Annotated in this window: 10 protein-coding genes; 6 read left to right on the top strand and 4 right to left on the bottom strand. The window is 70.3% G+C overall.

From position 1 onward, the window contains the following. Positions 1-64: 64 nt before the first annotated feature. Positions 65-817 (bottom strand): Rv3235 family protein, encoded by a 753-nt coding sequence (locus AC5P09_RS12175; RefSeq protein WP_493873866.1) that lies wholly within the window; start codon positions 815-817, stop codon positions 65-67. A 330-nt stretch (positions 818-1,147) separates the two neighbouring features. Here AC5P09_RS12175 and AC5P09_RS12170 point away from each other — a divergent pair, with 330 nt between their 5' ends. The 3 genes from AC5P09_RS12170 (at position 1,148) to AC5P09_RS12160 (ending at position 8,404) form a co-directional block, all read left to right on the top strand. After that, complete coding sequence (locus tag AC5P09_RS12170; protein WP_493873865.1) at positions 1,148-1,672, top strand: DUF6912 family protein; 525 nt, start codon at positions 1,148-1,150, stop codon at positions 1,670-1,672. An 89-nt stretch (positions 1,673-1,761) separates the two neighbouring features. Then, positions 1,762-2,427: an HAD family hydrolase gene (locus AC5P09_RS12165; RefSeq protein WP_493873864.1), complete on the top strand. Its 666-nt coding sequence runs from the start codon at positions 1,762-1,764 to the stop codon at positions 2,425-2,427. A gap of 1,045 nt (positions 2,428-3,472) precedes the next feature. Then, positions 3,473-8,404, top strand: a complete 4,932-nt coding sequence (locus AC5P09_RS12160) for an NAD-glutamate dehydrogenase (RefSeq protein ID WP_493873863.1) — start codon at positions 3,473-3,475, stop codon at positions 8,402-8,404. A gap of 115 nt (positions 8,405-8,519) precedes the next feature. On the opposite strand, the gene AC5P09_RS12155 is transcribed toward AC5P09_RS12160, so the two are convergent. Next, on the bottom strand, positions 8,520-9,404 hold the full coding sequence (locus tag AC5P09_RS12155) for an ABC transporter ATP-binding protein (RefSeq protein ID WP_493873862.1): 885 nt from the start codon (positions 9,402-9,404) through the stop codon (positions 8,520-8,522). Then, positions 9,397-10,326: an ABC transporter permease gene (locus tag AC5P09_RS12150; protein ID WP_493873861.1), complete on the bottom strand. Its 930-nt coding sequence runs from the start codon at positions 10,324-10,326 to the stop codon at positions 9,397-9,399. Before AC5P09_RS12150 ends, AC5P09_RS12155 begins: the two co-directional genes overlap by 8 nt. A 194-nt stretch (positions 10,327-10,520) precedes the next feature. On the opposite strand from AC5P09_RS12150, the gene AC5P09_RS12145 reads away from it, so the two are divergent. Beyond that, the gene (locus AC5P09_RS12145; protein ID WP_493873860.1) at positions 10,521-11,147 is read left to right on the top strand and encodes a TetR/AcrR family transcriptional regulator; all 627 of its coding nucleotides are present in this window, start codon (positions 10,521-10,523) and stop codon (positions 11,145-11,147) included. 95 nt (positions 11,148-11,242) lie between these two features. Further along, on the top strand, positions 11,243-11,887 hold the full coding sequence (locus tag AC5P09_RS12140) for a LuxR C-terminal-related transcriptional regulator (RefSeq protein ID WP_493873859.1): 645 nt from the start codon (positions 11,243-11,245) through the stop codon (positions 11,885-11,887). A gap of 36 nt (positions 11,888-11,923) precedes the next feature. Here AC5P09_RS12140 and AC5P09_RS12135 read toward each other — a convergent pair whose 3' ends face one another. Further along, entirely contained in the window at positions 11,924-12,610 is a 687-nt protein-coding gene (locus tag AC5P09_RS12135; protein WP_493873858.1) for a Crp/Fnr family transcriptional regulator, read from the bottom strand. A gap of 128 nt (positions 12,611-12,738) precedes the next feature. On the opposite strand from AC5P09_RS12135, the gene AC5P09_RS12130 reads away from it, so the two are divergent. Continuing rightward, on the top strand, positions 12,739-13,020 hold the full coding sequence (locus tag AC5P09_RS12130; RefSeq protein WP_493873857.1) for a YciI family protein: 282 nt from the start codon (positions 12,739-12,741) through the stop codon (positions 13,018-13,020). Positions 13,021-13,025: the final 5 nt, after the last annotated feature.

The raw sequence follows: 13,025 nt of genomic DNA, 5'->3' as shown, positions 1-13,025 counted from the left end.
TCCTGCGTGACGGACGGTGCTACCAGCCCACACCGCCCGTCACCCTCACGGCTTGACATCCCGATTAGGAATCGTCCGTGCTCGGCCTGCGTGGGCCGCCCACTTCCACGGCCGTGCAGCGCCAGCGCAGGTCCCGGCCCTGTTCCAGGCGGAAAGCCATCGCGCGCAGCCGGTCGCCGGCCCCGATGCGGGCGAAGGCCTCGATGGCGCCGGGGCGGGGTTCGAAGTAGCCGATGTCGCGGACGACGGGGAGGGTGCCGCGCGTGGTGCGCAGGGGGCCGCGTTCGGCGAGCCAGGCGAGTTCGTCGTAGGCGCGGCCCGCGGTGTACCGGAGCATCCAGTGGACGGGGCGGCGGCCGCTGAGGACGGCGAGGAGGCGGTCGGCGAAGAGGTCGGTGGGGCGAGGCTGGGGGATGAGGGCGGCCGGGGTCGGTCGGGCGGCTGTGGCTGGGCGTGGCGGTGTGGTGGGGCTGGTGGTCGTGGTTGTGCCGGGCCTGGGGGCGGAGGGCCTTGTGGGGGTGCCTGTGCGGGTGCTGAGGGCACTGGGGGAGGTAGGGGAGGTCGCTTGGGTGTGTGGGGCCGTGGTGGGCCTTCCTGCGGTCCTGCCAGGGGCCGGGGGGCGGTTGTCGGGCGGGCTGGTGCGGGTGGGGGGTGCGGTGGTGGCCGGTGAGCCTGGCGGGCGGCCTTCGGGTGTGGTCGTGCGGGGCGTGCCGCCGCCGGGCGTGCGGGGTGGTGTGCCGCCGGGGCGGCGCGGGTCGCGGCGGCCCGGCGGGCGGGCGCCGGGGTGGTGGTTCGCCCTCGTCATGACCTTGTTCATCGGTGTCCCCGCTCGATCGGCCCGGGTGGTACCGGGCAGTAACTTCGTGGTTGAGGATCTTGTACGGGGTGGTGGGCCGCGGCGGCAAGGCGGCGGGGGTCCTCGCCGGGGCGGCCGGAATGTTCACCTATCAGAGTGGTCGGGGGGTGCGGAAAGCCCGACTTGGCGGGGGTGTACCGGGTGAGTTCCGGGGCGCCGGGTGGACGACTTCAGGGGGGTGGGCAGGGACTCGAAAGGGGACCCCACGCACGTATCCTGGAGGCCCTCCGGGAGGTGCGAACGCCCCTCCGAGAGGACCCGAGGAGCCTCCGACCACGAAAGCGGCGAGCCATGCGTGTCTACGTCCCCCTGACTCTTCCCGGGCTCGCCGAGGCGTACAAGACGGGGGAGTTGGGGAGCGGGCCGTTCGTCGCCTACGCGGTCACGCCGGCGTTGCGTGAGTGGTACCTGTCCGACGACATCGAGGAACTGGAGTACGCCGCGCTGAACCGGGCCGCGCTGGGGTCACTGCGGTTGCTGGCGGCGGATGCGGGGGCGGTGCGGTGGCGGGTTGTGGTCGCGGTGGATGTGCCCGACGGTACGGCGACCTCTGATCCCGACCGGGCGCTTGATCCTGCGGCGCTCGGTGAGGTGCGGGTTGCCGGGGGCGTGTCGTTGGCCAAGGCGGCGTCCGTGCATGTCGATGCGCCTGACGCGGAGGCGGATGTGGCCGCGGCGGCCGGGGCGCTGGCGGCGGCGGACGGTGGGGACGACGACGCGCAGTTCGTTGTGGACGGGGCCGAGGATCATGAGCTGCTGTGGTTCGCCACGCAGGAGATTCCGAACCTGGTGGGGCTGGGGGCTGAGGGGAGCTGAGGATGGCTCCGCGGCGGGGGAGCCGGGGACTGGCGCTGTGGTGACCTGCTCGTCTCTTGATTGTCAGTGGGGGCGGGTACGTTTTGGGCATGGGGAAGCAGACGGGCGCGCACATTGTCTGGGACTGGAACGGGACGCTGTTCCATGACAACGACGCGATCATCGGGGCGACGAACGCGGCGTTCGCGGAGTTGGGGCTGGCGCCGATCACGATGGAGCAGTACCGGGCGTTGTACTGCGTGCCGGTGCCGAAGTTCTATGAGCGGTTGATGGGGCGGTTGCCGACCGATGCGGAGTGGGAGGTCATGGATGAGACCTTTCATCGGTACTACGCCGAGCATCGGGTGAGGTGCGGGTTGACTGCGGGGGCGGTGGACTTGCTTGCCGGCTGGGGATCGGCGGGGCGGAGTCAGTCGATTCTCAGCATGTATGTGCATGACGAGCTGGTGCCGTTGGTGCGGGGGTTCGGTATCGAGGCGCACTTCTTGCGGGTCGACGGGCGGGTCGGGCCGTCCGGGGGGAGCAAGGCGGAGCACATGGTGCGGCATCTTGGGGCGCTGGTGGGGGTGAATCCGGGTCGTACGGTGGTGATCGGGGATGCTGCCGATGATGCGGTGGCGGCGCTGCATGTGGGGGCGCGGGCCGTGCTGTACACCGGGGGGTCGCATGGGCGGGCGAGCCTTGAGGTGGTGGGGGTGCCGGTGGTGGATTCGTTGGAGGAGGCTGTGGTGGAGGCGGAGCGGTTGGCTGCGTGACGCTGCGGTGAGCTGGGGTCCGGGGGTGGTCGGCCCTGGGTTGTGGTTGCCGCCTGGGGGTGTCGCCGGGGTGTTCTCGCCCCCGCCGCCCCTACCCGTCCCATCCCCAGGGGCTCCGCCCCTTCGACCCCGCCAGGGGCTCCGCCCCTGGACCTCGGCGGGGACTGCGTCCCCTGCACCCCACGCGGGGCTGCGCGCTCCTGGACCTTGGCGGGGACTGCGTCCCGGCGCCCCGGCGCCCCGGCGAGGACCGTGTGGCCTGCGTTCCTTGCGGGGCTCCGCCCCTGCGCCCCGGCGGGGCTCCGCCCCTGGACCCTGGCGGGGACTGCGTTCCGGCGCCCCGGCGAGGACTGTGTGCCCTGCGTCCCCCGCGGGGTTTCGTCCCTGGACCCTGGCGGGGAATGCGGCCCCTGCACCCCCGCGGGGTTTCGCGCTCCTGGACTCCGGCGGGGGACTGCGGCCCTGCACCCCGGCGGGAGACTGCGGCCCCTGCACCCCGGCGGGAGACTGCGGCCCCTGCACCTCCGCAGCGCCCCAACCCCGCGCCCCGGGCGGCGACCATCGCCCTCCCGCCCGGCGGGATGCCGTACCCCGCATGAGACGGCTGTTCGTGGTCCTGTGCAGAACGTCAAAGTTCTGACCCTGGTTTTGTACACATACGGCTCATGACGGGCCCCCTGGAAGGAGCGATAGCCTGGTGGCGTGATCAGCGCGATAGTTCGCGGGGGCATCGTCGCCCCTGCCTTGCGCCCGGGGAGCACGGAGTACCTCCGTGACCGGGCGGCGGTCGCTGGTCTTCGCGGGTGGGACGGGGGCCCAGGGGCCTCCGGGACGCCGTACACACGCCGGAAACATGTGCCGCCGCAGAGAGCAGCGTCACACCCTTCCGGCGTGTCGAGAATGGCTGATAACCCCCCGCTCATCTCACCTTGCGGCATAGCGTCGGATCAGACCGGAGACCCCGCGTCGCGGCGTTACGTCACAGGGGAAGAGACCGTACTTCCACCTACGTCACGCAACGGCGCGCGACAGGAGCCAGAGGACAATGCAGACCAAGCTGGACGAAGCCAAGGCCGAGCTGCTCGAGAGGGCCGCCCGGGTAGCTGAGAACAGCCCGGTCGGGGGGCACCTACCGACTGGGACGACGGACCAGAGCACACCCGACCGGGACACCCTGCTCGCGTTCCTCCAGCGCTACTACCTGCACACCGCCCCGGAGGACCTCGCCGACCGCGACCCGGTCGACGTCTTCGGCGCCGCACTCTCGCACTACCGGCTGGCCGAGAACCGCCCGCAGGGCACGGCCAACGTGCGGGTCCACACGCCCACCGTGGAGGAGAACGGGTGGACGTGCAGTCATTCGGTTGTCGAGGTGGTCACCGATGACATGCCCTTCCTTGTCGACTCCGTCACCAATGAGCTGACCCGGCAGGGGCGTGGGATCCACGTCGTCATTCATCCGCAGGTCATCGTGCGGCGTGACGTCACCGGCAAGCTCATCGAGGTGATCACCACCCCGGTCACCGGCGAACTGCCGCACGACGGGCACACCGAGTCCTGGATCCATGTCGAGATCGACCGCGAGACCGACCGCGGCGACCTGAAGCAGATCACCGCCGACCTGCTGCGTGTCCTGTCCGACGCCCGTGAGGCCGTCGAGGACTGGGAGAAGATGCGGGACGCGGCGCTGCGCATGGCCGACGAACTGCCCAAGGAGCCCGTCGCGTCCGACCTGCGCGAGCAGGAGATCGAGGAGGCGCGGGAGCTGCTGCGCTGGCTCGCCGCCGATCACTTCACCTTCCTCGGGTACCGGGAGTACCAGCTGCGGGAGGACGACTCCCTCGCGGCCGTCCCCGGCACCGGGCTGGGGATTCTGCGGTCCGATCCTCATCACGCCGAAGGGGACAGCCACCCCGTCAGTCCCTCCTTCGAGCGGCTGCCCGCCGACGCCCGGGCCAAGGCGCGCGAGCACAAGCTCCTCGTGCTGACCAAGGCGAACAGCCGGTCGACCGTGCACCGGCCGTCGTATCTCGACTACATCGGCGTCAAGAAGTTCGACGCCGACGGGAACGTGGTGGGGGAGCGGCGGTTCCTCGGGCTGTTCTCGTCCGCCGCCTACACCGAGTCCGTGCGGCGGGTGCCCGTCATCCGGCGCAAGGTCGAAGAGGTGCTGGAGCGGGCTGGGTTCTCGCCCAACAGTCATGACGGGCGGGATCTGCTGCAGATCCTGGAGACCTATCCGCGGGACGAGCTCTTCCAGACCCCGCCGGACGAGTTGCAGGCCATCGTCACGTCCGTGCTCTACCTCCAGGAGCGGCGCCGGCTCAGGCTCTACCTGCGCCAGGACGAGTACGGGCGCTACTACTCCGCCCTCGTCTACCTGCCCCGCGACCGGTACACCACCGGCGTACGGCTGCGGATCATCGACATCCTCAAGGAGGAACTCGGCGGTACCAGCGTCGACTTCACCGCCTGGAACACCGAGTCGATCCTCTCCCGGCTGCACTTCGTCGTCCGGGTCCCGCAGGGCACCGAGCTGCCGCAGCTGTCCGACGCCGACAAGGAGCGCATCGAGGCGCGGCTGGTGGAGGCCGCGCGGTCGTGGGCCGACGGTTTCGGCGAGGCGCTGAACGCCGAGTTCGGCGAGGAGCGCGCCGCCGAGCTGCTGCGCCGCTACGGCAACGCCATCCCCGAGGGCTACAAGGCCGACCACACCCCGCGCTCCGCGGTCGCCGACCTCGCGCACATCGAAGAGCTCACCGAGGAGAAGAGCTTCGAGCTCAGCCTGTACGAGCCCGTGGGCGCCGCCCCCGAGGAGCGCAGGTTCAAGATCTACCGCAAGGGCGAGTCCATCACCCTGTCGGCCGTGCTGCCGGTGCTCAACCGGCTCGGTGTCGAGGTGATGGACGAGCGGCCGTACGAACTGCGCTGCTCGGACCGGAGTGTGGCCTGGATCTACGACTTCGGGCTGCGCATGCCCCAGCCGAAGGGCGGGAGCGGCGACTACCTCGGCGACGACGGGCGCGAGCGGTTCCAGGACGCCTTCGCCGCGACCTGGACCGGCCAGGCGGAGAACGACGGGTTCAACGCCCTCGTGCTGAGTGCCGGGCTGCACTGGCGGCAGGCGATGGTGCTGCGGGCGTACGCGAAGTACCTGCGGCAGGCGGGCTCGACGTTCAGCCAGGACTACATGGAGGACACCCTCCGCCACAACGTTCACACCACCCGGCTGCTGGTGTCGCTGTTCGAGGCGCGGATGTCGCCGGACCGGCAGCGTGCCGGGCACGAGCTCGTCGACGCGCTCCTCGAAGAACTCGACGCGGCGCTCGACCAGGTCGCCTCTCTCGACGAGGACCGGATCCTGCGGTCCTTCCTGACCGTCATCAAGGCGACCCTCAGGACGAACTTCTTCCAGGAGGCGGCGGGCGGCAAGCCGCACGACTACATCTCCATGAAGTTCGACCCGCAGATGATCCCCGATCTGCCGGCGCCGCGCCCGGCGTTCGAGATCTGGGTGTACTCGCCTCGGGTGGAGGGCGTGCACCTGCGGTTCGGGAAGGTCGCGCGAGGCGGGCTGCGCTGGTCCGACCGGCGTGAGGACTTCCGCACCGAGATCCTCGGCCTGGTGAAGGCGCAGATGGTGAAGAACACCGTCATCGTGCCGGTCGGCGCCAAGGGCGGCTTCGTCGCCAAGCAGCTGCCCGACCCGTCCGTCGACCGGGACGCGTGGCTGGCGGAGGGCATCCGCAGCTACAAGACCTTCATCTCGGCGCTGCTCGACATCACCGACAACATGGTCGCCGGCGAAGTGGTCCCGCCCGCCGACGTCGTCCGGCACGACGAGGACGACACCTATCTCGTCGTCGCCGCCGACAAGGGCACCGCGACCTTCTCGGACATCGCCAACGGGGTCGCCGAGAACTACAACTTCTGGCTCGGCGACGCCTTCGCCTCCGGCGGCTCCGCCGGGTACGACCACAAGGGCATGGGCATCACCGCGCGCGGCGCCTGGGAGTCCGTCAAGCGGCACTTCCGCGAGCTGGGCGTGAACACGCAGGCCGAGGACTTCACGGTCGTCGGCATCGGCGACATGTCCGGTGACGTGTTCGGCAACGGCATGCTGCTCAGTGAGCACATCCGCCTGGTCGCCGCCTTCGACCACCGGCACATCTTCATCGACCCGAATCCCGACGCGGCCACCTCGTACGCCGAGCGCCGCCGCGTCTTCGAGCTGTCCCGCTCCAGCTGGGCCGACTACGACACCGCGCTCATCTCCGCCGGTGGCGGCGTGTTCCCCCGTACCGCCAAGGCGATCCCGGTCAACGCGCACATCCGTGAGGCCCTGGGCATCGAGGGCAAGGTCGCCAAGATGACCCCGGCCGACCTGATGAAGGCGATCCTCAAGGCGCCGGTGGACCTGCTGTGGAACGGCGGCATCGGGACGTACGTGAAGGCGAGCACCGAGACGCACGCGGACGTCGGCGACAAGGCCAACGACCAGATCCGCGTCGACGGCGCCGACCTGCGCGTCAGGGTCGTCGGCGAGGGCGGCAACCTGGGCCTGACCCAGCTGGGCCGGATCGAGTTCGCGCTGCACGGCGGCAAGATCAACACTGATGCCATCGACAACAGCGCGGGCGTGGACACCTCCGACCACGAGGTGAACATCAAGATCCTGCTCAACGGCCTGGTCGCGGACGGCGACATGACCGTCAAGCAGCGCAACAAGCTGCTCGCCGAGATGACCGACGAGGTCGGCCACCTGGTGCTGCGCAACAACTACGCGCAGAACACGGCCATCGCCAACGCGCTCGCCCAGTCCAAGGACATGCTCCACGCCCAGCAGCGGTACCTGCGCCACCTGGTGCGCGAGGGCCTGCTGGACCGGGCCCTGGAGTTCCTGCCCACCGACCGCCAGATCCGCGAACGCCTCGGCGCTGCACAGGGGTTGACCGGCCCGGAGACGGCCGTCCTGCTGGCGTACACGAAGATCACGGTCGCCGAGGAGCTGCTGCACACCTCGCTGCCGGACGACCCGTACCTGCGCGGTCTGCTGCACACGTACTTCCCGGCCGCGCTGCGCGAGCAGTTCGGGGACCGCATCGACGGCCACCCGCTGCACCGCGAGATCACCACGACCGTGCTGGTCAACGACACGGTCAACACCGGTGGTACGACCTATCTGCACCGGCTGCGCGAGGAGACCGGCGCCTCGCTGGAGGAGATCGTGCGGGCGCAGACCGCGGCCCGCGCGATCTTCCGCTCCGGTGTCGTGTGGGACGCGGTGGAGGCGCTCGACAACAAGGTCGAGGCCGTCGTCCAGACCCGGATCCGGTTGCACTCGCGGCGCCTGGTCGAGCGCGGTACGCGCTGGCTGCTCAACAACCGGCCGCAGCCGCTGCAGCTCGCCGAGACCGTCGACTTCTTCGGCGACCGGGTCGAGCAGGTGTGGTCGCAGCTGCCGAAGCTGCTGCGGGGTGCGGACTCGGAGTGGTACCAGAAGATCTACGACGAGCTGACGGGCGCCGGCGTGCCGGACGAGGTCGCCACGCGCGTGGCCGGTTTCTCCTCCGCCTTCCCGACGCTCGACATCGTGTCGGTGGGCGACCGGATGGGCCGGGACCCGATGGACGTCGCCGAGGTCTACTACGACCTCGCCGACCGCCTCCACATCACCCAGCTCATGGACCGCATCATCGAGCTGCCCCGTGCCGACCGCTGGCAGTCCATGGCCCGCGCCTCCATCCGCGAGGACCTCTACGCGGCCCACGCGGCGCTGACCGCCGACGTCCTCGCGGTGGGCAACGGCACCTCGACTCCCGAGCAGCGCTTCAAGGCCTGGGAGGAGAAGAACGCGCCGATCCTGAGCCGGGCGCGCACGACCCTGGACGAGATCCAGGGCTCGGAGACGTTCGACCTGGCCAACCTGTCCGTGGCGATGCGGACGATGCGGACGCTGCTGCGGACGCATGCGTAAGGCATGACGCATACGTAAGGCATGACGCATACGTAAGGCATGACGCATACGTAAGGCATACGGGGATGAGGGCGCCCCGGGCCGGAATGGCTCGGGGCGCCCTCATGCCCGGAGTTCAGGAGGGAACCGCGACCTGCGGCTGCGGCTGCGGCTGCGGCTTCGGCTTGGCCTTCGCCTTGTCGGGACCGCCGGTGAACGCCTCGTACGCCTCCAGCACCTCCTCCGTCGGTCCGTCCATGCGCAGCTCGCCGCGCTCCAGCCAGAGCACGCGGTCACAGGTGTCGCGGATCGACTTGTTGCTGTGGCTGACCAGGAACACCGTGCCCGCGTGCTTGCGCAGCTCACGGATGCGGGCCTCGGAGCGCTTCTGGAAGGAGCGGTCGCCGGTCGCCAGCGCCTCGTCGATGAGCAGGACGTCGTGGTCCTTGGCGGCGGCGATGGAGAAGCGCAGGCGGGCGGCCATGCCGGAGGAGTACGTCCGCATCGGGAGGGTGATGAAGTCGCCCTTCTCGTTGATGCCGGAGAAGTCGACGATCTCCTCGTAGCGCTCCTTGACCTGCTCGCGGGACATGCCCATGGCGAGGCCGCCGAGGTAGACGTTGCGCTCGCCGGTCAGGTCGTTCATCAGGGCCGCGTTCACGCCGAGCAGGGAGGGCTGGCCGTCGGTGTGGATCCGGCCGTTCTCCACGGGGAGCAGGCCGGCGACCGCCTTGAGCAGCGTCGACTTGCCGGAGCCGTTGGTGCCGATCAGGCCGATGGCCTCGCCCCGGTACGCGACGAAGGACACGTTCTTGACGGCGTGCACCGTGCGTACACCGGCCGCCTTCTCCGCCTTCTTGCGGCGCAGCATGCGGTTGAGGGCGGCGGTCGCGGAGCCGCGGCCCGCGCCGGTGCCGTTGACCCGGTAGACGATGTCGACGCCGTCGACGACAACGGTGGGGATCTTGTCGCCGGCGTAGATGTTCTCGGCGTTCTCGGGGTTCTCGGGGTTCTCAGCCACGGCCGTAGGTCTCCTCAGCCTTCCAGAAGTAGATGAAGCCGCCGACTCCGGCGAGCAGGGCCCAGCCGGTCGCGATCAGCCACACGTGGTGCGGCAGCTGGCTGGAGTGGAAGGTGTCGATCAGGGCGAAGCGCATCAGGTCGATGTAGACGGCCGCGGGGTTGGCCTGGAGGGTGGGCGCGACCCAGGACGGCAGGTCGTTGTGCTTGCTGAGCAGGTGGTCGATGCTCCACATCACGCCCGAGATGTACATCCACGTGCGCAGGACGAACGGCATCAGCTGTGCGATGTCCGGGGTCTTGGCGCCGAGCCGGGCCATGATCATCGAGACGCCGGCGTTGAAGGTGAACTGCAGTACCAGCGCCGGGACCGCCAGCAGCCAGGACGCGGAGACCGGCACGCCGAAGACGAGCAGGATCACGACCAGGGCGCCCATCGAGAACAGCAGTTGCTGGAGCTGTTGCAGACAGAAGGAGATCGGCAGCGCGGCCCGCGGGAAGTACAGCGCCCGGACCAGGCCGAGGTTGCCGGAGATGGCGCGGGTGCCCGCCATGATCGAGCTCTGCGTGAACGTCCAGATGAACACGCCCGTCACCAGGAACGGGATGTAGTCCGGCACGCCCTTCTTGGTGCCCAGCAGCACACCGAAGATGAAGAAGTACACCGCCGCGTTCAGTAGCGGGTTCATCACCTGCCAGACCTGGCCCAGCTTCGCCTGGCTGTACTGCGCGGTGAGCTTGGCGGTCGAGAAGGCGGCGATGAAGTGGCGCCGCGCCCACAGCTGGCGGACGTACTCCGGCAGGGAGGGGCGGGCACCGCTGACCGAGAGGCCGTGGCGGGCGGCGAGCGCCGCGAGGTCGTCGTCGACGACGGCGGCTGCGGTCGCCGTCGGCGGGGGCGGTGTGTGGAGGACCTGGCTCACATCCGCTGCTTTCACTCGGGGGGTGGGGTGACGCGTGGTGCTCGTGCGGTCGGCGGGTCCGTCACCCGGCGTTTCCTTACGCTTCTCTTCACGTTCTCTTACGTCGGGACGGGACCGTATCGTCGCAACGTGAGCGTAGGCCGAATCGGCGTCGGAACGCAACCGTTTCGTCGTAACGCCCTATGCTGGTCCGCATGACGACGAACGCCGACGAGCCGAAGACCCGTCCGCGCCGCCGGGCCCCCGCCGGAGCGGCCGTGCTCCGCGAGGACGTGACGGAGGCCATCCGGGCCGCGGTCTTCGAGGAGCTCGCGGCCGTGGGCTACGCGCGAATGTCCATCGAGGGGATCGCGCGCCGGGCGGGCGTCGGCAAGACCGCGGTGTACCGCCGCTGGCGCTCCAAGCTGCACCTCGTCCTCGACGTCGTCTCGGCGATCGCCGTGATGGGCCTGCCGGTGCCGGACACCGGCTCCCTGGAGGGCGACCTGCGGCTGCTGTACGAGGTGACCTCGCGCGCCCTGCGCCACCCCGTGGCCTCGCAGATCATCCCCGACCTCCAGGCCGAGGCGGCCCGCAACCCCGAGATCGCCGAGGCCATGCAGAAGGCCCTGCGGGAGGGGCAGGAGGGCGTCGCGAGCAAGATCGTGGCGGCGGCGCGGCAGCGTGGGGAGGTCCGGGAGGGCGTGAACGAGGACCTGGCACTGGACCTGATCTCGGGGCCGCTGTACTGGCGCTCGGTGGTGATCCGCAGTCCGAAGCTCCCGAAGGGGTACCTGGGCGCACTGGCGCGGGCCACCGCGGAGGCGCTCAAGGCGTTGTGACCTGTGGGGTCGATGGCGCTTCGCTACGGGTCCCGGCGTCGTCAGTCCCGGGGTCGGTGGGTGTGCCCCGTCCGACCCGTAGGACCATGGGCCCCATGAAACTCGTGATCGCCGAGGACAACGCCCTGTTGCGCGAGGGCCTTGTGCTGTTGCTGACCTCTGCCGGGCACGAGGTGGCGGCCGTCGTCGGCACCGGGCCGGAGGTCCTGCCCGCGCTGCTGGAGCACCGGCCGGACGTGGCGGTGCTGGATGTGCGGATGCCGCCGGGGTTCCGTGACGAGGGTCTGCGTGCGGCGTTGGCTGCGCGGAAGGAGTTGCCGGGGTTGCCGGTGCTGGTGTTGTCGCAGTATGTCGAGGAGTCGTATGCCGCCGAGTTGTTGGGTGGTGGGAGCAGTGGGGTGGGTTATCTGCTCAAGGACCGGGTCGGGCGGGTGGATGAGTTTCTCGATGCGCTGGAGCGGGTGGCGGCCGGGGGTACGGCGCTGGATCCGGAGGTGGTGACGGAGTTGCTGACGCGGCGCCGGGACACGCCGGTCGACTCGCTGACTCCGCGTGAGCGTGAGGTGCTGAAGCTGATGGCGGAGGGGCACGACAACGCGACGATCGCGAAGACTCTGGTGGTGACGGAACGGGCGGTTCACAAGCACATCGGGAACGTGTTCCTGAAGCTGGGGCTGCCGCCGTCCGACAGCGGGCATCGCCGGGTGCTGGCGGTGCTGACGTATCTGAACAACGTGTAGCCGCAGTATCTGAACACCATGTAGCCGAGGATCTGGTCACTCGGGAGCGGCCGCGCGCAGGGCGAGGAGTTCCGGGGCGAGGATCTCGAGCCGGCCGTCCCCGGCCCACCGGACCAGGCCGTCGCGACGCAGCCGGGACAACGCCCGGTTCACGGTGACGCGGGTGACGCCCAGCAGGTCGGCCAGTTCGCGCTGGCCGCCTGGCAGGGAGACGGTGGCGGTGACGGGCCGGCCCGCCGCCGTCCGCTCCAGGAGCCAGGCCGCGAGTCTGGCCTCGCACGGCAGCGTGACCGTGGCCGTCAGCCGGTCCTGCTGGGCGCGTGCCTGGGTAGCCAGGAGACGGAACACATGGGCGCGGACCGTCGCCGAGTCGTCGAGCAGCGCGGTGAACCGTGCCCGCGGTACGGCCCGCACGGCGCACGGCGTCAGCGCGGTGAACGTCGCCGTGTGGCCCGCCCCGTCGAGCAGCGCCACCTTGTCCAGCGCGCAGGGCCCGGTCCAGGTGCCGAACCCCACCACGCGCCCTGCCGCCGTGGTGGCGGTCGCGGCCGCACGGCCCTCCAGCAGGATCAGCAGATGGTCGGCGGGGGTGCCCTGGGCCCGGAGGATGTCGCCGGTGTCGTAGCGGCGGGGTACCGACGCGTCCCACAGGGCGTTCAGGGTGGCGTCCGGGAGCGTCGCGAGCAGGGGTACGTCGCTGAGCCGACGGCCGGGTGCGTTCATGACGTCTGACGTCCCTTCTCCTTCCCGGCCGGGCTGTATCGGCCGATACAGCCCGGAGCGCTGCGCGGAGCCTAGCCTCGCGGCAACCGTTCGCGGCAACCGTTCGCGGCAACTGAGGAAGGGAACCCATGCTCGTCGTCGAACTCGCCTTCACCCCCGCCCCCGCCCCCGAACGCCTCGCCGCCCGCCCGGCGCACCGCGCGGTCCTTGCCCGTCTTCATGCCGAGGGGGAGTTGGTCGCGGCGGGCCCGTGGGCCGACGACCAGGGCGCGCTGCTGGTGTTCGCGGTGGACCGGCCGCGGTTGGAGGAGGTGCTGCGGGACGACCCGTACTACCGCCACACACCCGGGGTCGAGGTGCGGTCGATCCGCGAATGGGCTCCGATCGTGGGCGGAGTGCAGGAGGGATAGTGCGG

This window comes from Streptomyces sp. a15 (assembly GCF_059026085.1).
Note: the sequence above shows the minus strand (reverse complement) of the source record. Positions and strands in the feature narration are given on the sequence as shown.

Excerpts from the sequence above, each read along its gene's own strand:
- AC5P09_RS12175 (WP_493873866.1), bottom strand. The coding sequence starts at position 817 with ATGAACAAGGTCATGACGAGGGCGAACCACCACCCCGGCGCCCGCCCG.
- AC5P09_RS12170 (WP_493873865.1), top strand. The coding sequence starts at position 1,148 with ATGCGTGTCTACGTCCCCCTGACTCTTCCCGGGCTCGCCGAGGCGTAC.
- AC5P09_RS12165 (WP_493873864.1), top strand. The coding sequence starts at position 1,762 with ATGGGGAAGCAGACGGGCGCGCACATTGTCTGGGACTGGAACGGGACG.
- AC5P09_RS12160 (WP_493873863.1), top strand. The coding sequence starts at position 3,473 with ATGCAGACCAAGCTGGACGAAGCCAAGGCCGAGCTGCTCGAGAGGGCC.
- AC5P09_RS12145 (WP_493873860.1), top strand. The coding sequence starts at position 10,521 with ATGACGACGAACGCCGACGAGCCGAAGACCCGTCCGCGCCGCCGGGCC.
- AC5P09_RS12140 (WP_493873859.1), top strand. The coding sequence starts at position 11,243 with ATGAAACTCGTGATCGCCGAGGACAACGCCCTGTTGCGCGAGGGCCTT.
- AC5P09_RS12135 (WP_493873858.1), bottom strand. The coding sequence starts at position 12,610 with ATGAACGCACCCGGCCGTCGGCTCAGCGACGTACCCCTGCTCGCGACG.
- AC5P09_RS12130 (WP_493873857.1), top strand. The coding sequence starts at position 12,739 with ATGCTCGTCGTCGAACTCGCCTTCACCCCCGCCCCCGCCCCCGAACGC.